Origin of the sequence: Mesorhizobium temperatum (assembly GCF_002284575.1) — a bacterium.
GTDB classification, from domain to species: Bacteria; Pseudomonadota; Alphaproteobacteria; order Rhizobiales; family Rhizobiaceae; genus Mesorhizobium; species Mesorhizobium temperatum.
On sequence record NZ_NPKJ01000041.1, the window covers coordinates 54,075 to 75,910 of the forward strand.

Consider the following 21,836-nt stretch of genomic DNA (forward strand, 5'->3'; position numbering starts at 1 on the left):
CCCTGCCATGACCGAACGCATCGCCCTTTATGCCGGCTCCTTCGACCCGCTGACCAACGGCCATCTCGATGTGCTGAAGGCGTCGCTGGCCGTGGCGGACACCGTCTATGCGGCGATCGGCGTTCATCCCGGCAAAAAGCCGCTGTTTTCGTTCGAGGAACGGGTCGGCCTCATCGAAGCGGCGACGAAGGCCGAATTCGGCCGCGACGGGGCGCGCATCAAGGTTGTCGCTTTCGACGGGCTGGTCATCGACGCGGCCAGGAAGCAGGGCGCCTCGATCATGATCCGCGGCCTGCGCGACGGCACCGATCTCGACTACGAGATGCAGATGGCCGGCATGAACGAGACCATGGCGCCGGAATTGCAGACGGTTTTTCTGCCCGCCAGCCCCTCGGTGCGAACCATTACCGCCACACTTGTCCGTCAGATAGCCTCGATGGGAGGCGACATCCGCCCCTTCGTGCCGGCGGCCGTGGCCGGCGCGCTCACCACCAAATTCGCGAAATGATGCATGTCGCCTAAACGTGGAACCCGGTTTTGGGACAACGACATGCATGAAACAAAGGTTTTCGGAGAAATATCCATGCCGCTCAAAAGGCTCGCCACCTGCTTTGTCGTTGTTTTCGGTCTTGTGGCTGCGTCTGTTTCGGCCTTCGCCGCCGATCCGGAAAACACCATGATCATCACGCTGAAGGGCGGCGACGTGACCATCGCGCTCAGACCCGATCTCGCGCCGAAGCATGTCGAGCAGATCAAGAAGCTGGTGCGTCAGGGCGCTTACGACAACGTCGCTTTCCACCGCGTCATCGACGGCTTCATGGCGCAGACCGGCGACGTGAAGTTCGGCAACATGAAGAACGGCTTTAACGCCGACGCTGTCGGTACCGGCGGTTCCGATCTTCCCGACCTGCCGGCCGAATTCTCGACGTCCGAGCGTTATGAGCGCGGCGTGGTCGGTATGGCCCGCTCGCAGGACCCGGATTCTGCCAATTCGCAGTTCTTCATCATGTTCGCGCCGGCGCCGCCGCTCGATGGCCAGTACACTATCGTCGGTAATGTCGAGAAAGGCATGGAGTTGGTGGACCAGATAAAGAAAGGCGACGAGGCGCAGAACGGGGTCGTCACCGGTCCCGATCGCATGATCAAGGTGCGCATTGCCGCCGACGGCAAGTAAACCCATTTGTTTCAAAGGATATTCTGACATGGCCGAGATCAAGGACCGCGAGAACGCGCTCATTATGGAAACGACCAAGGGCAAGGTCGTCATCGAACTGTTTCCCGATCTGGCACCCGGCCATGTCGGCCGTATCAAGGAACTGGCGCGCGAAGGCGCTTATGACGGCGTGGTGTTCCACCGCGTCATCGACGGCTTCATGGCGCAGACCGGGGACGTGAAATTCGGCAATTCCAGCAAGCCCACTTTCGCACCGTCGCGCGCCGGCACGGGCGGCTCCGACAAGCCCGACCTGAAGGCGGAGTTCTCCAACGCCAATCACGGCCGCGGCACCTGCTCGATGGCACGCTCGCAGAACCCGAACTCGGCCAACTCGCAGTTCTTCATCTGCTTCGACGATGCCGCCTTCCTCAACCGCCAATACACGGTCTGGGGCCAGGTCATCGAAGGCATGGACAATGTCGACAAGATCAAGCGCGGCGAGCCGGTGCCGGATCCTGACAAGATCGTGTCGCTGAAGGTGGCGGCCGACGTAAAATGACCTACCGGGCTGTCGCGGCGATCACTCTGATGCTTGTCGCGGCGGCTACTCCGGCGCTGGCTACAGAATCGATTGTTTGCAGCGCTGAAGGCGACGCGGCATCGATCGACGTCCTGATGGGGCACACTGCCGTCATCGCGGTTGCGCGCGTATGGCTGATGCCGGCGGCAGGAACTGGACCACCGACGGTCAGCCGGGTTCGACGAAAGTCATCGTCGGACAGGCATTCGAGGACGACCAGCACATGGCGATCGATCTCACCGATGAGGGCATCAGCTCGATCGTAGCCAAATTGCGACTGGTCAAGGCCAGCGAACAGTCCAATTTCGCAATGGGCGGCACGCTGAGCATCGACGGTGTTGGCGCCTGGGCGGTGACCTGCCCGGAATTTTGAGGCGGGGTTTTCTTGCGCGTCGATCTATTCGACTTTGATCTGCCGGAGGAGCGCATCGCGCTTCGACCGGCGGAACCGCGCGACAGTTCCAAAATGCTGGTTGTCAGGCCGGGTGAGGGACTTGAGGACCGGACGGTGCGCGAGCTGCCGTCCCTGCTCGAGACCGGTGACGTGCTGGTCTTCAACGATACCAAGGTCATCCCGGCGCAGCTGAAAGGCATCAGGCGGCGCGGCGAAGCAGCGGCGCAGGTCGAAGCCACGCTGCACATGCGGGTGGCTCCCGACCGCTGGCTGGCTTTCATGCGGCCGGGCAAGCGCATCGCCGTTGGCGACCGCATCCATTTCGGCCATGACGCCAATTCCTGCTTTCTTGGCCAGCTCGATGCCACGGTGATCGAGAAGGGCGAGGCCGGCGAGGCTTTGCTTGGTTTTGACCTCTCAGGTCCATCCCTCGACGAGGCGCTGCACGCCGTCGGCCACATTCCGCTGCCGCCTTACATCGCTTCGAAACGCGACGACGACGAACGCGACCGCAGCGACTACCAGACCATCTATGCCAGGGAGGAGGGGGCTGTGGCGGCACCCACTGCCGGCCTGCATTTCACGCCCGAGCTTTTCGCCGCTCTCGATGCCAAGGGCGTCGAGCGGCGCTTCGTCACCCTGCATGTCGGCGCCGGCACGTTCCTGCCGGTGAAAGTCGACGACACCGCCGACCACAAGATGCATGCCGAGATCGGTTCTGTCAGCCCGGAAACCGCCGAGGCGCTCAACGCGGCGAAGGCCCGCGGCGGGCGCATCATCGCCGTCGGTACGACGTCGCTGCGCCTGCTGGAGAGCGCCACGCGGGAGGACGGCACATTGGCCGGATGGTCGGGTCCGACCGACATCTTCATCACGCCCGGTTATCGTTTCAAGGCCGCCGACATGCTGATGACCAATTTCCATCTGCCGCGTTCGACGCTGTTCATGCTGGTTTCGGCGTTTTGCGGTTTGGAAACAATGCGTGCGGCCTATGCGCATGCCATCGAGAACCGCTACAGGTTCTATTCCTACGGAGACGCAAGTCTGCTGTTCAAGGAGGAGAACGATGGACGCGCCCCGGTATAGAACAAGGAATTCAATGACTAAGGCGTTCATCTTCGAGGTGCTGGCGACCGACGGCAAGGCGCGGCGCGGTTCGATCACCATGCCGCGCGGCGAAATCCGCACGCCGGCCTTCATGCCGGTCGGCACCGGCGGTACGGTCAAGACCATGTATATGGATCAGGTGCGCGGCGTCGGCTCGGACATCATCCTCGGCAACACCTATCATCTGATGCTGCGGCCTGGCGCCGAACGTGTGGCGCGGCTTGGCGGCCTGCATGAATTCGCCCGCTGGCCGTATCCGATCCTGACCGACAGCGGCGGCTTCCAGGTGATGTCGCTGTCGAAGCTGAGGAAACTGACCGAAAAAGGCGTCACCTTCCGTTCGCATATCGACGGCGCTGCCTATGAGATGTCGCCTGAGCGCTCGATCGAGATCCAGGGGCTGCTCGATTCCGACATCCAGATGCAGCTCGACGAGTGCACCGCGCTGCCGGCCATGGAGAAGGAGATCGAGCGGGCCATGGAGCTGTCGCTGCGCTGGGCCGAGCGGTGCAAGACGGCGTTCGGCGACCAGCAGGGCAAGGCGATGTTCGGCATCGTCCAGGGCGGTGACATACCGGCGTTGCGGCTGCGCTCGGCGCAGGCGCTGAAAGCGATGGATCTCAAGGGCTATGCGATCGGCGGGCTGGCGGTCGGCGAGCCGCAAGCGGTGATGCTCGAAATGCTCGACATCACCTGCCCGGAGCTGCCGGCGGACAGGCCGCGCTATCTGATGGGTGTCGGCACGCCTGGCGACATATTGAAATCGGTGGCGCGCGGCATCGATATGTTCGACTGCGTGATGCCGACGCGTGCCGGTCGCCATGGCCTCGCCTATACAAGGCGCGGCAAGGTCAATCTGCGCAACGCCCGCCATGCCGACGATCCGCGTCCGCTCGACGAGGAGAGCGACTGCCCGGCGACCAGAGATTATTCACGCGCCTATCTGCACCATCTGGTCCGCTCGCAAGAGGCGCTCGGCGCGATGCTTCTGACCTGGAACAACCTTTCCTACTACCAGAAGCTGATGCAGGACGTTCGTGCTGCCATCGAAGCCGGTGCGTTCGATGTGCGGGTGGCAGAGATTTCCGAAGGCTGGGCAAGAGGCGATATCCCGGTGATGTGAGGGAGCGCTCAGGTGCCCAGCGAAGTACCGCGCGCAGGTTGCAGCCAGTGATGCGGAAACTGTCGTCGGGTAATCCTTGCCGTCCGGCCCGGCGATCAGCAGGCGCGGACAGTTCGGCAATTGGCTGCAATTAAGTCGGGTTCTGCCTGAGCGCCGTCCTGATGCTTGAAAGCCGGGCGGCAGTCTGCCACAAGGGCCGCCAATGCGTGCAAGCTTGAGCAGGACCGGGCAATGAAGGCATTTTTCGTGCAGATAAAGTGCGATCTGGGCAAGTCCTATGACGTTGCCGGCGCATTGGCCGATGCCGAGATCGCCTCGGAAATCTACTCGACAGCCGGCGATTACGATCTGCTCGCCAAATTCTATGTCGATGACGAGGAAGACATTGGCCATTTCGTCAACGAGAAAGTACAGATTCTCCCAGGTATCAAGGACACGTTTACGGTCGTCACCTTCCGAGCCTTCTGAGCGGCGCCGGCCGCCTGCCCGGGCACAAGGCAAAGCCTGACCCAGCTATATCGGCGCTGCCCTAATTTTAGGCAGGTCGCGACATACTGATCGCCAGCATCCTCCAAATCACCGATTGCGCTTGATTTTCTCCCGTGACGCCAGTGAAATGGCCTCACAGGGGAGTATGCGATTGGCAGCGTTCGACGAAATGCTTCCGGAAATCTCCGGATTGAGAAAACCGTATTCGGCTTACGATCGATGGCTGAAGGAGCAGGATCCGGCCAGGCTTACCGAAAAGATGCAGGACGCCGAACGCGTCTTTCGCAAGACCGGTATCACCTTTGCCGTCTATGGCGAGCAGGAAGCGTCGGAGCGGCTAATCCCGTTCGACATCGTTCCGCGCATCATTTCCGGCAATGAATGGCGACGGCTGACGCAAGGCATCGAGCAGCGCGTCCAGGCGCTCAACGCCTTTCTCGACGATATCTACCACCGCCAGGAGATCTTGCGCGCCGGGCGCGTCCCCAAGGAATTGATCGCCAAGAATGAGGCGTTCCTGCCGGAGATGATCGGAGTGCGGCCGCCAGCCGGCGTCTACACCCATATCATCGGCGTCGATATCGTGCGCATCAGCGAGAACGAGTTCTATGTGCTGGAGGACAATGCGCGCACGCCGTCCGGCGTCTCCTACATGCTGGAGAACCGCGAGACGATGATGCAGCTCTTTCCCGAGCTGTTCCAGCAGATCAAGGTGCGGCCGGTGGAAAACTATCCGCAGCTCTTGCGCCAGTCGCTGGCTGCGGTGCGGCCGCAAAGCACCAAGGGTGCGCCGACCATTGCCGTGCTGACGCCCGGCAGCTTCAACTCCGCCTATTTCGAACATGCCTTCCTTGCCGACCAGATGGGTGTGCAGCTTGTCGAGGGGCAGGATCTGCGCGTCGTCGATGGCCACGTCGCGATGCGCACGACCGAAGGCTACAAGCAGATCGACGTGCTTTATCGAAGGGTGGACGATTCTTTCCTCGATCCGCTGACCTTCCGTCCGGACTCAGCACTTGGCGTGCCGGGCATCATGGATGTCTACCGCGCCGGCAACATCACCATCGCCAATGCGCCGGGAACCGGCATCGCCGATGACAAGGCGATCTATTCCTACATGCCCGAGATCGTCGAATTCTACACTGGCCGCAAGGCAATCCTCGGCAACATCCCGACCTGGCGCTGCTCGGAGCCGGACAGCCTGAAATACGTGCTCGAACATATCGACGATCTAGTGGTGAAGGAGGTGCACGGCTCCGGCGGCTACGGCATGCTGGTCGGGCCGGCGGCGACCAAAAAGGAATGCGAGGATTTTTCCAAAAAACTCGCGGCAAAACCGTCGAACTACATCGCCCAGCCAACGCTGGCGCTGTCGACCTGTCCGATCCTGACCGACAAAGGGCTGGCGCCGCGCCATGTCGACCTCAGGCCCTACGTGCTGGTTTCCGACCGCATCCAGATCGTGCCGGGCGGGCTGACGCGCGTGGCGCTGAAGGAGGGCTCGCTGGTGGTCAATTCGTCCCAGGGCGGCGGCACCAAGGATACGTGGGTGCTGGATGATTGAGACGAGTAAGTAGTGAATAGTCAGTAGTCAGTAGTAGAGGGAAAGCACAATGTCATACTCCGTCGAAATCCAAACATTCACCATTCACTACTCACCACTCACTACTCACTAGCCCGAAGGGCCGCTTTCCATGCTTCTCGGCCGCACCGCCAACGGGCTCTACTGGATGAACCGCTACATCGAGCGGGCGGAAAACATGGCGCGGCTGGTCGATGCCGGGCTGCGCATGGCGCTGACTCGTACCCAGAACGCCTCCGAAGAGTGGAATTCGGTGCTGCTCAGCGCCGGTTCGGACGCCGCCTTCACGCAGAAATATTCCGACTATACCGCCGCCAATGTCGCGGATTTCCTGCTGCGCGACACATCGAACCCGTCGAGCACGATGGCGTCGATCGAGACGGCCCGCAACAACGCCCGCATGGTGCGCACAGCCCTGACGCGCGAAACTTGGGAAAGCATCAACGAGGCCTGGATGTCGCTGAAGCGCATGCTGGCCAAGCCGATCGACGAACGCGACCTGCCCAGCGTGCTCGACGCGATCAAGCGCGAAACGGCGCTGATCCGCGGTTCGTTCTACGGCACCATGCTGCGCAACGAGATCTTCGATTTCTCGCAGCTCGGCACCTATGTCGAACGCGCCGACAACACGGCGCGCATCCTGGACGTGAAATATTACGTGCTGTTGCCGTCGATCTCGTGGGTCGGCTCGACGCTCGACAACTACCAGTGGGAATCGATCCTGCGTTCGGTGTCGGCGCACCGCTCCTATCGCTGGGTCTACGAGGCCGACTACAAGCCGAGCAACATCGCCGACTATCTAATCCTCAACGTTCGCATGCCGCGCTCGCTGACATTCTGCTACCGTTTCCTGACGGAGCACCTCAGATTCCTGGGCGACGATTATGGCGAGCGCCATGCCTGTCATGTGACAGCGGGCAAGACCCAGGCCATGCTGACGGCCGGCTCGATCAAGGACATATTCGACGCCGGCCTGCATGAATTCCTGGCCAATTTCATTCGCGATAACACCAGGCTCGGCGACGAGATCGCGCAGGACTACAGGTTCTATTGAGCATGATCCCGGAAAGTGAAAGCCTGTTTCCGGAAAAGATCATGCTCAGGGGACGAGAGCAATGCGGCTGAGGATCACCCACCGGACCGAATACCGCTACGATGCGCCGGTGCACTATCTGTTGCAGCGGTTGCGGCTGCTTCCGGTCAGCGGACCGACGCAGACCGTTTTGTCCTGGGCGCTGACGATCGAAGGGGCGCGCGAGGAAGTTCGCTTCACCGACCATTTCGGCAACGACACGCGGCTGTTGAGCGTCGAAGGCGAGCGCGATTTCATCACCGTCGAGGCATCGGGCGAGGTGGTGACACGCGACACCGCTGGCGTCTCCGGGCCACATCAGGGTTTCGCGCCGCTCTGGCTGTTTGGCCATGAAACCCCGTTGACCACGGTCGGCAGCGGCATTCGCGAACTCGCGGCCTCGGTCGGCGAGGGGACCGATATCGAAAGATTGCACCGGCTGATGGCCGTGATCGGCGAGCGCGTCGCCTATACGCCGGGCACCACCAATGCGGCGACGCCGGCCGAGGACGCGCTGGCGCTCAAGACCGGCGTCTGCCAGGACCACAGCCACATCTTTGCCGCCGCCGCACGCGCCATGGGCTTTCCGGCCCGCTACGTCAGCGGTTATTTGATGATGGATGCGGCGGTCGAGCAGGCGGCTAGCCATGCCTGGGCCGAGGCGCATGTTGCGGGCCTTGGCTGGGTCGCGTTCGACGTCGCCAACGGCATTTCGCCCGACGAACGCTATGTAAAGGTGGCGACCGGCCGTGATTACCGCGACGCCACGCCCGTATCAGGGATTCGGCTGGGACAAGCGGAAGAACAGCTTGCGGTCATGGTCACCGTGGAGCAGTAATCCACGGCAAGATTGCTACCAAAGAGATTCGATGACCTATTGCGTCGGCCTGAAGATCGATCGTGGGCTCGTGTTCATGTCTGACACGCGTACCAATGCCGGCATGGATTCGATCTCGACCTTCAAGAAGATGCATGTCTGGGAGGAGCCGGGCGAGCGCGTCATCGTGCTGATGTCGGCCGGCAATCTGGCGACGACGCAGGCCGTCGTCAGTTTGCTCGACGAACGCACCAAGGCGGTGGCCGATCGCCACGCCACGCTGCTCGAAACGCCTTCTATGTACCAGACGGTACGGATGGTCGGCGACACCGTCAAGGAAGTCATCGCCAGTTCGTCGCCGGCGGGCGAGAAGGCCGATTCCTATTTCAATGCCTCCTTCATACTCGGCGGCCAGATCAAGGGCAGCGCGCCGCGGCTGTTCATGATCTATCCGGAAGGCAATTTCATCGAATCGACCGACGACACGCCGTTCTTCCAAATCGGCGAGACCAAATACGGCAAGCCGATCATCATCCGCGCATATGAAAAGACGATGAGTTTCGCCGAGACGGTGAAACTGCTGCTGGTGTCGTTCGACTCGACGCTGAAATCGAACCTGTCGGTGGGTCTGCCGCTCGACCTGCTGTTCTATGAAAAGGACGCCTTCAAGGTCAGCCTGAAGAAGCGGATAGCCCAGGACGATCAATACTATCGCACCATCTCGGACGGCTGGTCGAATGCACTGAAGGCTGCTTTTGCGAGCCTGCCCGATTTTCCCGAATGAAAGCCTCCGTTTTTCGTGCTCTTTGATTGCTGGGCTCGACGCGACGGAGAGGAAAATGAATAGCAACGAATTCCGGGAATGGTCGCTATACGCGGCCGAATGGGGTGCCGACTACAGGAGCACACTTCGCGAAAGGCCGGTGCGGCCGCTTGTCGAACCGGGCGAAATCTCTAGAAGCATCGATGTCACGCCGCCGGAAGAAGGCGAAACGATGCAGGCAATCTTCGCCGATTTCGAGCAAGAAATCCTGCCGGGCATGACGCACTGGCAGCATCCGCGCTTCTTCGCCTATTTCCCGGCCAACGCCGCACCGGTCTCGGTGGTGGCCGAATATCTGGTCTCGGTGATGGCCGCGCAATGCATGCTCTGGCAGACCTCGCCGGCAGCGACCGAACTCGAGACGCGCGTCGTCGACTGGATGCGTCAGGCGCTTGGCCTGCCGGAAGGGTTTTCCGGCGTCATGCAGGATTCGGCATCGTCGGCGACGCTTGCCGCCGTGCTGACCATGCGCGAGCGCGCGCTCGACTGGCAGGGCAACAAGAAGGGCCTGCAAGGCCAGCCGATATTGCGCGTCTATTCTTCCGACCAGGTCCATACCTCTATCGACCGGGCAATCTGGGTATCGGGCATCGGCGAAGACAATCTCGTGCGCATTCCGGTTGCCGGGCGCCTGCGCGCCATGGATGTCACAGCCCTCGAAGCGGCGATCGTCGCCGACCGGGAAGCCGGCATGCTGCCGGCCGGCATCATCGCTTGTGTTGGTGGCACCAGCACCGGCGGCACCGATGACATCGCCAGCGTCGCCGCAGTGGCGAAACGGTACGGGCTCTATCTGCACGTCGATGCCGCCTGGGCCGGATCGGCGATGATATGTCCGGAATACCGGCATTTCTGGGCGGGCGTGGAGCAGGCGGATTCCATCGTCTTCAACCCGCACAAATGGCTGGGCGCGCAGTTCGACTGCTCGATACAGTTCATCCGCCGGCCGGAAGACCTGGTACGGACGCTCGCCATCAAGCCGGATTACCTGAAGACGCATGGGCGCGACGGCATCATCAACTATTCCGAATGGTCGGTGCCGCTCGGGCGGCGCTTTCGCGCACTGAAACTGTGGTTCCTGCTGCGCGCCCACGGACTGGAAAATCTGCGGACCATGATCCGCAATCACGTCGCCTGGAGCGAGGGCCTTGCCGCGCGGCTGGCTCGGGAACCGGATTTTGAAATCGTCACGCAACCGATGTTGTCGCTGTTCTCGTTCCGGCATCTGGCGGCGGCCGGCATCGATTCGGACGAACACAATCTGCGACTGGTCAACGCGATCAACGACGATGGCCGCATCTACCTGACACAGACACGGGTGGACGGGCAGATCGCGATCCGCTTTCAGGTCGGTCAGTTCGAGACAACGGCGGCGGATGTCGACACCGCTTTCGAGGTTGTCACCGAAATCGCCCGCCGTCTGGGTTGAGTTGAATTGGTCGGCAAAGTTGCGGCGAGGTTTTGTCTTTGGACGCATGTAATTTCGTTAGCCGGCTCATGCCTTTTCATTATTTTCGTTTTCCGCTATAGACAAGAAAAACGAAAACGGGAGGTCCCCAATGTATCTGTCGCCGCGTCATTCCGAAATCATCCAGATGGCCAAGGACAATGGCCGCGTGCTGGTCGACGATCTGGCAACGCATTTCAACGTGACGCCGCAGACCATCCGCAAGGACCTTAACGATTTGTGCGACCAGCGGCTGCTTTCCCGTATCCATGGCGGGGCGCTGTTTCCGTCCGGCATCGAGAACATGGAGTATGAAGCGAGGCGCAAGATCGCTGCCGAGGAGAAGGAGGCGATCGGCCGCGCAGCAGCCAGGCTGATCCCAGACAATGCCTCGCTGTTCATCAATATTGGCACCACGACGGAGTCGGTCAGCAAGGCGCTCCTTGATCACAGCGGCCTGATGGTCATCACCAATAACATCAATGTTGCCAACAGGATGCGCATATATCCTTCGATCGAAGTGGTGATCGCCGGCGGCGTGGTGCGCGGCTCAGACGGTGGCGTGGTCGGCGAGGCGGCGGTTGATTTCATCAGGCAGTTCAAGGTCGACTACGCGGTGATCGGCGCCTCGGCGATCGACCATGACGGCGCGCTGCTCGATTTCGATTTTCGTGAAGTGAAGGTGGCGCAGGCGATCATCGCCAATGCGCGGCATGTCATTCTCGTTTCCGACCAGACCAAGTTCGAACGGACAGCGCCGGTTCGCATCGGCCATCTGTCGCAGGTCAACACCTTCATCACCGACCGCTGCGACATCCCGTCGGTGCGCAAGATCTGCCAGGAGGCAGAGGTTCAACTGATCGAAACGTCGCTCTCCTAGTGGGTGCCGTTGCGGCAATTGTCGCCGTTTATATTTCGTTTGACATTCGTTCTCATTTCGAAATAATCCCATCACGGTTTCGTAAAAACCTAAAAATGCTGCAATGCGAAATCCGGGAGGACTATTGTGAGCGCACCCCCGATCCATGACATCTTCGTCATCGGTGGCGGTATCAACGGCTGCGGCATCGCCCGCGATGCGGTTGGGCGCGGCTTCTCGGTCTTCCTTGCCGAAATGAACGATCTGGCCAGCGGAACCTCCTCCGGCTCGACCAAGCTGATCCATGGCGGCCTGCGCTATCTCGAGTTCTACGAATTCCGCCTGGTGCGCGAGGCGCTGATGGAGCGCGAGGTTCTCTGGAAAAACGCGCCGCACATCATCTGGCCGATGCGCTTCGTGCTGCCCTATGCCAAGGGCCTGCGTCCGGCCTGGTTGATCAGGCTCGGCCTTTTCCTTTACGATCACATCGGCGGGCGCAAATTGCTGCCGGCGACCAAGACGCTGGACATGGCAAGGGACCCAGCCGGCAAGCCGCTGAAGCCGTTGTTTCGAAAGGCCTTCGAATATTCCGACGGCTGGGTCAACGATGCGCGGCTGGTGGCGCTGAACGCCCGGGACGCCGCCGATCGCGGCGCAACGATCCGAACCCGCACGAAAGTCATCAGCGCACGCCGTGAAGGCGAGTTTTGGACGGTCAGGCTGGAAAACATGCAGACCGGCGACACCGAAGAGGTCAAGGCGCGGCTTTTGGTCAACGCCGCCGGTCCATGGGTCGACCACGTGCTGTCCGCTACGGTCGGCTTGAACGATGTGCACAATGTCCGGCTGGTACAGGGCAGCCATATCGTCATCGGCAAGAAGTTCGACGATCCGCGCGCCTATTTCTTCCAGAATAAGGACGGCCGCATCATCTTTGCTATCCCCTACGAGGAAGAGTTCACGCTGATCGGCACCACCGACCAGGACTATTCTGGCGACCCGCACGACGTGAAGATCAGCGACGCCGAGATCGATTATCTCTGTGCTGCGGCGAGCGAATATTTCGCGCAACCGGTCAAGCGTTCGGACATCGTCTGGACCTATTCCGCCGTGCGCCCGCTTTATGACGACGGCGCCTCGAAGGCGCAGGAAGCGACCCGCGATTATGTGCTGAAGACCGACGGCGGCGATGGCACGGCGCCGATCATCAACACCTTCGGCGGCAAGATCACCACCTATCGCCGGCTATCGGAATCGATGCTCGAGAAAATCGAGGGTTTTCTCGGCAAGCGCGGCAAACCGTGGACGGCAAACGCGTCGTTGCCGGGCGGCGATTTCCCGGCCAGCGGCTTCGACGCCGAAGTGGCGAAACTGAAGACGGCCTATCCGTTCCTCGATGCGCGTCTGGCGCGCCGCCTGACCCGGCTTTACGGGACTCGCGCAAGGATGCTGCTGGGCCTCGCCAGGTCGAATGCCGACCTTGGCCGCAACTTTGGCGCCGATCTCTACGAGGCCGAGGTGCGCTACCTCGTTCAAAATGAATGGGCGATGACGGCCGAAGATGTATTGTGGCGCAGGACCAAGCGCGGCCTGCATCTGAGCCGCGAGCAGGCGGCAGCGCTCGACGAATTCATGCGCGGGATAAGCCGGCGCCATGTCGCGGCTGCCGAATAGTGATGCAGAAAGCCTGGGAGGAGGCATCATGCTGGAACTGAGAAACGTGACGAAGACGATCGGCGCGACGGAGCATATACGCGACGTGTCGCTGACGCTCCAGCACGGCTCGCTCAACGTCCTTCTCGGACCGACGCTTTCCGGCAAGACCAGCCTGATGCGGCTGATGGCCGGCCTTGATGTGCCGACATCCGGTTCGGTCTGGTTCGATCGCAAGGATGTCACCGGCATCCCGGTGCAGAAGCGCAACGTCGCCATGGTCTACCAGCAGTTCATCAACTATCCGGCGATGACCGTTTACGAGAACATCGCCTCGCCGCTGAGGGTGGCCGGGACCGAGCGGGCGAAGATCGACAAGGAGGTGCGCAATGCCGCAGCCCTGCTCAAGCTGACGCCCTTCCTCGACCGCACACCGCTCAGCCTCTCCGGCGGCCAGCAGCAGCGCACCGCGCTGGCGCGCGCCATCGTCAAGAACGCCAGCCTCGTGCTGCTCGACGAGCCGCTCGCCAACCTCGACTACAAGCTGCGCGAGGAGTTGCGCGCGGAATTGCCCAGGATATTCGCGGCGACCGGCACCATTTTTGTCTACGCCACGACGGAGCCGCACGAAGCCTTGCTGCTCGGCGGCAACACTGCGACGCTTTCCGAAGGCCGCATCACTCAGTTCGGCCCGACAATCGACGTCTTCCGCAGGCCGAACGACCTCGTCACGGCCAAGACATTCGCCGATCCGCCGCTCAACACGATCGTGCTGAAGAAGAGCGGTTCAAGCTTCCTTCTTGATGGTGGGGTGAACCTCCCGGTGCCGGCTGAGCTCGCTGGTATTGCCGATACGAGTTATACGATCGGCTTCCAGCCCCACCATCTCTCTCTTGCCCGGCCGAGCCCGTCGGCGGTTCCGGTGAGAGCCAAGGTCTCGGTCACCGAGATCACCGGTTCGGAAAGCTTTGTGCATCTCGACTTCGCCGATGTCCGCTGGGTGATGCTGGAGCACGGCATCCTGGTGTTCGAGCCGGACCAGACAATCGAGGTGTTCATCGATCCGCGGCACATCATGGTTTTCGACGCGAACGGCCGCTCGGCCGCGCCGCCACCGATGCTGGCGGCTTGAGGGAGGAGGGCACATGGCGCGCATCGACTGCAACCATATCCGCCACGCCTACGGGCCGCATCCGAAATCGGACAAGGACTATGCGCTGAAGGAGGTGCATCACGCCTTCGAGGACGGCGGCGCCTATGCGCTGCTGGGGCCGTCGGGCTGCGGCAAGACCACGCTGCTCAACATTATTTCCGGCCTGTTGTATCCGTCGCATGGCGAGCTTCTGTTCGACGGCAAGGACGTGACCAATCTGTCGACGCAGGAGCGCAATATCGCGCAGGTGTTCCAGTTCCCGGTCATCTACGACACCATGACCGTCTACGACAATCTGGCCTTCCCGCTGCGCAACCGCGGCGTTCCGGAACCCGACGTCGACCGCAAGGTGCGCGAAACGCTGGAAATGACGGGGTTGGCCGATATGGCTAAGAGAAAGGCGAGGGGGCTGACCGCCGACCAGAAGCAGAAGATCTCGCTCGGGCGCGGGCTGGTGCGCTCCGATGTCAACGCGATCCTGTTCGACGAGCCGCTGACCGTCATCGATCCGCATATGAAGTGGGTGCTGCGCTCGCAACTGAAACAGCTGCACAGGCGCTTCGGTTTCACCATGGTCTATGTCACGCACGACCAGACCGAGGCGCTTACCTTCGCCGAAAACGTCGTCGTCATGTATGAGGGCGAGATCGTGCAGATCGGCTCTCCAGCCGAGCTGTTCGAGCGTCCCAAGCACACATTCGTCGGCTATTTCATCGGCTCGCCGGGCATGAACGTCATGCCGGTCGCGGTCGAAGGCAGGAGTGCGCGGCTCGGCAGCCAGACGATCGAATTGCCGGGCGCACCTAAAGCTGGAATCACAGGCGCGATCGAACTCGGCATCCGCCCCGAATATGTCAGGCTTGGCGCCAGCGGCATGCCGGTTTCAATCCGGAAGGTCGAGGATATCGGCCGCCACAAGGTGGTGCGCGCCAGTTTCGAAGGCCGCGACATCGCGGCGATCGTCGGTGAGGACGAGGACATTCCCGCCGATCCGAAAATCGCTTTCGACCCGGCCGGCATCAATATCTATGCCGATTCCTGGCGCGTCGAGATGGGAGGCTGAACTCCATGGATAAGACCTGGAACAACAAGGCTTGGTTCATGGTGCTGCCGGTGCTGGTGCTGGTGGCGTTCAACGCAATCATCCCGCTGATGACGGTGGTCAACTATTCAGTTCAGGAGACGTTCGGAAACAACCTGTTCTTCTTTGAAGGCGTTAAGTGGTTCCAGGAAGTGCTTAATTCGCCGCGCTTCCACGCATCGCTCCTGCGCCAGTTCGCCTTCACCGGGTTAATCCTGCTGATCGAGGTGCCGCTAGGCGTGGCGGTGGCGCTTGCCATGCCGCGTTCCGGCCCATGGGTCGCGGTCTGCCTGGTGTTGATGTCGCTGCCGTTGCTGATCCCATGGAACGTCGTCGGCGCTATGTGGAACATCTTTGCGCTGCCGGACATCGGGCTGCTCGGCTATGTTATCAACGCGATGGGCATCAGCTACAATTTCACCAGCCAGCCGCTGTCGGCGTGGTTCACCGTCGTCCTGATGGACGTATGGCATTGGACCTCGCTGGTTGTGCTGCTTGCCTATGCAGGCCTCGTCTCGATACCCGACGCCTACTATCAGGCTGCAAAGATTGACGGTGCATCACGCTGGTCGGTGTTCCGCTTTATCCAGCTGCCCAAGATGAAGCGCGTGCTGACCATTGCCATGCTGCTGCGGTTCATGGATTCCTTCATGGTCTACACTGAACCGTTCGTACTGACAGGCGGGGGACCGGGCAATGCCACGACCTTCCTGTCGATCGATCTTGTCAAGGCAGCGCTCGGCGAATTCAACCTCGGAATCGCGGCGGCCATGAGCATCATCTACTTCCTGATGACGCTGCTGGTGTCGTGGCTCTTCTACACCCTGATGACCCAATCCGAAGCGGAGGGCTGAGATGACATCGGTGAAGGAAGGCCTTGGGGACAAAAGGGGCGACGTTTTGATGCGAGAGCAGACAACGCCGCCGCCGGCGTCGAATGCGGCGGGTCTCCGGTCGGCGAGCGTAATGAGCGGACGCGGCCGGGAGGCGCGCTTCCTTTGGCTCGTGCCGACGGTCTACATCATCTTCCTGATGCTGCCGATCTACTGGCTGCTCAACATGTCGTTCAAGACGACGAACGAAATCCTCGGCGGCTTTTCATTGTGGCCACGCAGTTTCACGGTGGCGAGCTATGTCGAGATCCTCACCAACCCCGTTTGGTACAATGGCTACATCAGCTCCATCAGCTATGTATTTATCAACACTGCGATTTCGGTCAGCGTGGCGCTGCCCGCTGCCTATGCCTTCTCGCGCTACCGCTTCCTTGGGGACAAGCACCTGTTCTTCTGGCTGCTGACCAACCGCATGGCGCCGCCGGCGGTTTTCGCGCTGCCGTTTTACCAGCTCTACTCGGCCATCAATCTCTTCGACACGCCATGGGCCGTTGCGCTGGCGCACTGCCTGTTCAACATACCGCTCGCAGTGTGGATTCTCGAAGGCTTCATGTCCGGCGTGCCGAAGGAGATCGACGAGACGGCCTTCATAGACGGCTATTCCTGGCCGCGGTTCTTCGTGAAGATATTCATGCCGCTGATCGCTTCCGGCATCGGTGTCACGGCGTTCTTCTGCTTCATGTTTTCTTGGGTCGAGCTGTTGCTCGCCAAGACGCTGACGTCTGTCGCCGCGAAGCCGATCGCCGCCGTGATGACCCGGACGGCGAGCACATCGGGCTACGAACTCGGATTGCTCGCGGCCGCCGGCGTGCTCACCATTGTTCCGGGCGCGATCGTCATCTGGTTCGTCCGAAACTATATCGCCAAGGGGTTTGCGCTCGGCCGCGTCTAGCGGCGGCGCAGGGAAGGAGTAAAGACGATGGATCTGTCATGGATGGCCTGGACTTGGCAGACCGCCACCTTCTTCGGCGTGATCCTGCTTCTTCTGGTCGGGATGACCGTGTGGGAGTGGGCCAGTCCTGGCGGAGCGCCGCGCCATGGCGTTCTCGGCCTCGATACTACGCGTGGCGACCGACTGTTTATTTCGCTGCTAGGCAGCGCCTACATCCATCTCGCTTGGCTGGGTCTTGTCGGACCCAACCTGTGGTGGGCACTCGCCCTCTCGATCGTCTACGCCATCGGCGTTTTTCGATTCGTCTAGGGGGAGAAACTGTTGGAGCGGCCGCACAACGACCGCTCCGATCGCACTTGAAACCGAAATGGGAGGAACCTCATGCGACGTCACCTACTAACATCGACAACGGCACTAGTCCTGCTGCTCGGGGCCAGTCAGGCCTACGCAGGCATGGACGAAGCCAAGACATTCCTTGACACGGAAATCAATGGTCTTTCGACCCTTGATCGCGCGGCTCAGGAAGCCGAAATGCAATGGTTTGTCGATGCCGCGAAACCCTTCGCCGGCATGGAAGTCAACGTGCTGTCGGAAGGTATCCCGACACACACCTATGAATCGACCGTGCTCACCAAGGCGTTCGAGGCGATCACCGGCATCAAAGTCAACCACCAGATCCTCGGCGAGGGCGAAGTCGTCCAGGCCGTGCAGACCCAGATGCAGACCAACCGCAACCTTTATGACGCTTATGTCAACGACAGCGACCTGATCGGCACCCATTCGCGGCTGCAGCTTGCCGTGAATCTCACCGATTTCATGGCCGGCGAAGGCAAGGATGTCACCCTTCCGACGCTCGATCTCGAAGACTTCATTGGCATCAAGTTCACGACCGGCCCGGACGGCAAGCTCTACCAGCTCCCGGACCAGCAGTTCGCCAACCTCTACTGGTTCCGAAAGGACTGGTTCGATAAGCCGGAACTCAAGGAAAAGTTCAAGGCCAAGTATGGCTACGATCTCGGCGTCCCGGTGAACTGGTCCGCCTACGAGGATATCGCCGAATTCTTCTCCAAGGACGTGAAGGAAATCGACGGCGTGCAGGTCTTCGGACATATGGACTACGGCAAGCGCGCACCCGATCTCGGTTGGCGCATGACTGACGCGTGGCTGTCCATGGCCGGCACCGGCAGCCCCGGCGAGCCGAATGGCATCCCGATCGACGAATGGGGCATTCGCATGGAGGCGGGCACCTGCAATCCGGTCGGCGCGAGCGTTTCGCGCGGTGGCGAGGCGAATGGTCCGGCGTCGGTCTATGCCATCGCAAAGTGGGACGAGTGGCTGCGCAACTTTGCGCCTCCCGGAGCAGCGAGCTACGATTTCTACCAGTCGCTGCCCGCGCTGAGCCAAGGCAACGTGGCCCAGCAGATCTTCTGGTACACGGCTTTCCTCGCCGACATGGTGAAGCCCAAGTCGGAAGGCAACAACACGGTCGATGATGAGGGCAATTTGTTGTGGCGCATGGCCCCGTCGCCGCACGGCCCGTACTGGAAGGAAGGACAGAAGATCGGCTATCAGGACGTGGGCTCTTGGACGATCCTGAAATCGACCCCGGCCGATCGTGCCAAGGCCGCCTGGCTTTATGCGCAGTTCGTCGTGTCGAAGACCGTGTCTTTGAAGAAGTCCCATGTCGGGCTCACTCTGATCCGCGATTCCGACATTCGGCATCAGTCGTTTACCGACCGTGCGCCCAAACTCGGCGGCTGGGTGGAGTTCTACCGCTCTCCAGACCGGGTCGCCTGGTCGCCGACCGGCATCAACGTGCCCGACTACCCGAAGCTCGCCCAGATCTGGTGGCAGCAGATCGGCGATGTGAACTCCGGGGCGTTCACGCCGCAGCAGGCGATGGACCGCCTCGCTGAGGAAATGGACATCACGATGGCCCGCATGCAGGCCGCCGACGAGTCCGCTAAGGTCTATGGCGGCTGTGGTCCGCGCCTCAACGAGCCGAAAGATCCGGCCGAATGGTTGGGCAAGCCGAACGGTCCTAAGGCCAAACTCGAGAACGAGAAGCCGAAAGGCGAGACCATCGTCTATGAGGAACTGATAAAGCGCTGGACCACCCAGTAGGCTTGCCGAACCGCCAAAGCGGAAAGAGACCACAGGGAGGCGGCGCGAGCCGTCTCCCTTCGTTGTAACTGAGGGGTAGACAGCATGACCGGATACATCTTGTCGATCGACCAGGGCACCACGTCCAGCCGCGCCATCGTGTTCGACGGGTCCATGAAACTCGTGGGCAGCGGACAAAAGGAGTTTGCCCAGCACTATCCGGCCTCCGGCTGGGTCGAGCACGATCCAGAGGAAATCTGGGACACGGTCGTTTCGACCTGCAAGGCAGCCTTGGCTGCTGCCGGGCGAAAGGCCGCCGACATCGCGGCAATCGGCATCACCAATCAGCGCGAGACCGTCATCATCTGGGACAGGGCGACCGGCAAGCCGATCCACAACGCGATTGTCTGGCAGGACCGCCGCACCGCGCCGCTGTGCCAGAAATTGAAGAAGCAGGGACTGGAGAAGAAGTTCACCAGAAAGACCGGCCTGCTGCTCGATCCCTATTTCTCCGGCACCAAGATCGCCTGGATGCTGGACAAGGTGAAGGGCGCCAGAAAACGCGCCGAGAACGGCGAATTGCTGGCCGGCACCATCGACAGCTTTCTGATCTGGCGGCTGACCGGCGGAAAAGTTCACGCCACCGACGCCACCAACGCCTCGCGCACGCTAGTCTACAACATCGAAAAGAATGAATGGGACGACGAGCTTCTGGCCATTTTCGGCATACCCCGAAAAATGCTGCCGCAGGTGAAGGATTGCGCCGACGATTATGGAATCACAGAGAAAAGCCTGTTTGGCGCAGAGATAAAAATCCTCGGCGTGGCTGGCGACCAGCACGCGGCGGCCATCGGCCAGGCCTGTTTCGAGCCGGGCATGATGAAGTCCACCTATGGCACCGGCTGCTTCGCGCTGCTCAACACCGGCAGCGATCTGGTGCGCTCGAAGAACCGGCTGTTGACGACCATTGCCTACAGGCTGAACGGCAAGACCACTTATGCGCTGGAAGGGTCGATCTTCATCGCCGGGGCAGCCGTGCAATGGCTGCGCGACGGCATCAAGGTGATCGGCAAGGCCGAGCAGAGCGGCGTGTTGGCGGCGAGCGCCGACCCGACTCAAGAAGTCTATCTGGTGCCGGCTTTCGTCGGGCTTGGCGCGCCGCATTGGGACGCCGACGCACGCGGCGCCATCTTCGGGTTGACCCGCAATTCGGGCCCGGCCGAATTTGCCCGCGCCGCATTGGAATCCGTGGCTTTCCAGACCCGCGACCTGCTCGATGCCATGCGCAAGGACTGGAAGGGCGCTTCAGCGAAGACCGTTCTCAGGGTCGATGGCGGCATGGTGGCGTCGGACTGGACGATGCAGCGGCTTGCCGACATCCTCGATGCGCCGGTCGACCGTCCAACCATTTTGGAGACGACGGCACTCGGCGCGGCTTGGCTGGCCGGCTCGAAGGCGGGCGTCTGGCCTAAGACAAGGGAATTCGCCAAGAGCTGGGCTCTCGAACGGAGATTCAAGCCGGATATGGGAGCTTCGGTCCGTTCCGCAAAGCTGGCGGGTTGGCGCGATGCTGTGCGCCGGACGCTGAGCATGCTGTAAGTTCGCGCACCGAAAAGCCTGCGCCGTTGCCGGCGCGGGCTCTTCAACAACCCTTACTCAACTCTGCCCGGGCTTGATCAATAGGGCGAGATGCACTGCCGGCGGGGGCCGTAGTAAGGCTGGTACGTGTTGTCATAGGCCCGGTAAGATCTGTAGCGGCTGTAGCACCACTCCACGTGTGAACCGCCTCGATAGACGGGGCGGTACTGGTTGTTGATGATCGCGCCGGTGATCAGCGCGCCAGCGGCGAAGGCAGCCAGCGGGAACCAGTAGTCGCCGTAACGGCGATAGCCGGGACGATAGTAGCGATAGCCGCGATGGCCGCGCCAATACCTGAAATCGTCACGGGCGAAATCGCGACGGAAATCACGGCGGAAATCACGGCGGAAATCGCGACGGGAAAAATCGCGACGGAACTCACGGCGGAAATCGCGACGGGAGAAATCGCGACGAGAGAAATCGCGGTTGAAACTGCGTTTCCTCCACCGCCTGTGCTCGACGGTCTGGACATCCGACGAGACGTTCTGACCCAGCGGCACGTAGATAGGCTGGGCGTTGACGGGCACGATCTCCGCTACAGCGAATGACGCTGACAACGCGGTCGCCAGCAAGCCCGACATGATCCTGTTCATGATCTTCTCCTTGAAAGCGTCGTCCCTTGTAGCGATAAAAACGGGCAGGTTGCGCAATTGTTCCGCGAAAAATAGCAAGCTGCTGATTTGTAACGCGTCTCGGTTTTTGTGCGAGACAGCAACTCCGACCTTGTCGAGACGTTTTGCGAGGCGCCATGAGGCCGCGAAAAGCCCGGCTTACGTGCCCACTTTTCCGGTTGACCGGTCGAGGCACTCTCCCTATGTTCCGCGCAATTTCGAGGGCGGCATTCTGAGCCCGCGGGAGCGCGTAGCTCAGCCGGTAGAGCAACTGACTTTTAATCAGTAGGTCCAGGGTTCGAATCCCTGCGCGCTCACCATTGTTTCACGTTAAAATTCAGTTACTTAGGCTTATCCGCGGAT

22 protein-coding genes and 1 tRNA gene are annotated in these 21,836 nt (G+C 61.1%); 22 read left to right on the forward strand and 1 reads right to left on the reverse strand.

Going from position 1 to position 21,836, the window contains the following annotated elements:
- Positions 1–7 precede the first annotated feature (7 nt).
- The 21 genes from coaD to glpK all read left to right on the forward strand — a co-directional run bounded on the left by coaD (position 8) and on the right by glpK (position 20,823).
- Complete coding sequence (gene coaD / locus CIT26_RS12235) at positions 8–508, forward strand: pantetheine-phosphate adenylyltransferase (RefSeq protein WP_095492819.1); 501 nt, start codon at positions 8–10, stop codon at positions 506–508.
- A 75-nt stretch (positions 509–583) separates the two neighbouring features.
- A complete protein-coding gene (locus CIT26_RS12240) occupies positions 584–1,174 on the forward strand; it encodes a peptidylprolyl isomerase (protein WP_095492820.1) in 591 nt (196 codons plus the stop codon).
- A 28-nt stretch (positions 1,175–1,202) separates the two neighbouring features.
- Positions 1,203–1,715 carry a peptidylprolyl isomerase gene (locus tag CIT26_RS12245; protein WP_095492821.1) on the forward strand — a complete coding sequence of 171 codons (513 nt, stop codon included), beginning with the start codon at positions 1,203–1,205 and terminating at the stop codon, positions 1,713–1,715.
- A 151-nt stretch (positions 1,716–1,866) separates the two neighbouring features.
- Entirely contained in the window at positions 1,867–2,109 is a 243-nt protein-coding gene (locus CIT26_RS12250) for a hypothetical protein (protein WP_095492822.1), read from the forward strand.
- A gap of 12 nt (positions 2,110–2,121) precedes the next feature.
- The gene (queA, locus tag CIT26_RS12255; protein WP_095492823.1) at positions 2,122–3,216 is read left to right on the forward strand and encodes a tRNA preQ1(34) S-adenosylmethionine ribosyltransferase-isomerase QueA; all 1,095 of its coding nucleotides are present in this window, start codon (positions 2,122–2,124) and stop codon (positions 3,214–3,216) included.
- 13 nt (positions 3,217–3,229) lie between these two features.
- Entirely contained in the window at positions 3,230–4,360 is a 1,131-nt protein-coding gene (gene tgt / locus CIT26_RS12260; protein ID WP_095492824.1) for a tRNA guanosine(34) transglycosylase Tgt, read from the forward strand.
- 231 nt (positions 4,361–4,591) lie between these two features.
- Positions 4,592–4,828, forward strand: coding sequence for an Lrp/AsnC ligand binding domain-containing protein (locus CIT26_RS12265; RefSeq protein ID WP_095492825.1), 237 nt, complete (start codon positions 4,592–4,594; stop codon positions 4,826–4,828).
- Positions 4,829–5,000: 172 nt separating this feature from the next.
- Positions 5,001–6,413 (forward strand): circularly permuted type 2 ATP-grasp protein, encoded by a 1,413-nt coding sequence (locus CIT26_RS12270; protein ID WP_167391380.1) that lies wholly within the window; start codon positions 5,001–5,003, stop codon positions 6,411–6,413.
- 130 nt (positions 6,414–6,543) lie between these two features.
- Positions 6,544–7,485 carry an alpha-E domain-containing protein gene (locus CIT26_RS12275; RefSeq protein WP_095492827.1) on the forward strand — a complete coding sequence of 314 codons (942 nt, stop codon included), beginning with the start codon at positions 6,544–6,546 and terminating at the stop codon, positions 7,483–7,485.
- 61 nt (positions 7,486–7,546) lie between these two features.
- Positions 7,547–8,341, forward strand: a complete 795-nt coding sequence (locus tag CIT26_RS12280; protein WP_095492828.1) for a transglutaminase family protein — start codon at positions 7,547–7,549, stop codon at positions 8,339–8,341.
- A gap of 31 nt (positions 8,342–8,372) precedes the next feature.
- Positions 8,373–9,104, forward strand: coding sequence for a proteasome-type protease (locus CIT26_RS12285; RefSeq protein ID WP_095492829.1), 732 nt, complete (start codon positions 8,373–8,375; stop codon positions 9,102–9,104).
- Positions 9,105–9,159: 55 nt separating this feature from the next.
- Complete coding sequence (locus tag CIT26_RS12290) at positions 9,160–10,572, forward strand: pyridoxal phosphate-dependent decarboxylase family protein (RefSeq protein WP_095492830.1); 1,413 nt, start codon at positions 9,160–9,162, stop codon at positions 10,570–10,572.
- A gap of 130 nt (positions 10,573–10,702) precedes the next feature.
- Positions 10,703–11,470: a DeoR/GlpR family DNA-binding transcription regulator gene (locus CIT26_RS12295; protein ID WP_095492831.1), complete on the forward strand. Its 768-nt coding sequence runs from the start codon at positions 10,703–10,705 to the stop codon at positions 11,468–11,470.
- Between the two features lie 126 nt (positions 11,471–11,596).
- On the forward strand, positions 11,597–13,123 hold the full coding sequence (glpD, locus tag CIT26_RS12300; RefSeq protein WP_095492832.1) for a glycerol-3-phosphate dehydrogenase: 1,527 nt from the start codon (positions 11,597–11,599) through the stop codon (positions 13,121–13,123).
- 28 nt (positions 13,124–13,151) lie between these two features.
- Positions 13,152–14,234: an ABC transporter ATP-binding protein gene (locus tag CIT26_RS12305; RefSeq protein ID WP_095492833.1), complete on the forward strand. Its 1,083-nt coding sequence runs from the start codon at positions 13,152–13,154 to the stop codon at positions 14,232–14,234.
- Between the two features lie 13 nt (positions 14,235–14,247).
- Positions 14,248–15,318 carry an ABC transporter ATP-binding protein gene (locus CIT26_RS12310; protein ID WP_095492834.1) on the forward strand — a complete coding sequence of 357 codons (1,071 nt, stop codon included), beginning with the start codon at positions 14,248–14,250 and terminating at the stop codon, positions 15,316–15,318.
- 5 nt (positions 15,319–15,323) lie between these two features.
- Positions 15,324–16,190 (forward strand): carbohydrate ABC transporter permease, encoded by an 867-nt coding sequence (locus CIT26_RS12315; protein WP_065007669.1) that lies wholly within the window; start codon positions 15,324–15,326, stop codon positions 16,188–16,190.
- 112 nt (positions 16,191–16,302) lie between these two features.
- Positions 16,303–17,121, forward strand: a complete 819-nt coding sequence (locus CIT26_RS12320; protein ID WP_065007668.1) for a carbohydrate ABC transporter permease — start codon at positions 16,303–16,305, stop codon at positions 17,119–17,121.
- A gap of 27 nt (positions 17,122–17,148) precedes the next feature.
- A complete protein-coding gene (locus CIT26_RS12325; protein ID WP_065007667.1) occupies positions 17,149–17,430 on the forward strand; it encodes a DUF2160 domain-containing protein in 282 nt (93 codons plus the stop codon).
- A gap of 72 nt (positions 17,431–17,502) precedes the next feature.
- Positions 17,503–19,245 carry an ABC transporter substrate-binding protein gene (locus tag CIT26_RS12330; protein ID WP_095492835.1) on the forward strand — a complete coding sequence of 581 codons (1,743 nt, stop codon included), beginning with the start codon at positions 17,503–17,505 and terminating at the stop codon, positions 19,243–19,245.
- Between the two features lie 84 nt (positions 19,246–19,329).
- On the forward strand, positions 19,330–20,823 hold the full coding sequence (glpK, locus tag CIT26_RS12335) for a glycerol kinase GlpK (RefSeq protein WP_095492836.1): 1,494 nt from the start codon (positions 19,330–19,332) through the stop codon (positions 20,821–20,823).
- A 77-nt stretch (positions 20,824–20,900) separates the two neighbouring features.
- Here glpK and CIT26_RS12340 read toward each other — a convergent pair whose 3' ends face one another.
- The gene (locus CIT26_RS12340) at positions 20,901–21,455 is read right to left on the reverse strand and encodes a BA14K family protein (protein ID WP_095493059.1); all 555 of its coding nucleotides are present in this window, start codon (positions 21,453–21,455) and stop codon (positions 20,901–20,903) included.
- 262 nt (positions 21,456–21,717) lie between these two features.
- Here CIT26_RS12340 and CIT26_RS12345 point away from each other — a divergent pair.
- Positions 21,718–21,793: transfer RNA gene (locus CIT26_RS12345), tRNA-Lys, on the forward strand.
- Positions 21,794–21,836 lie beyond the last annotated feature (43 nt).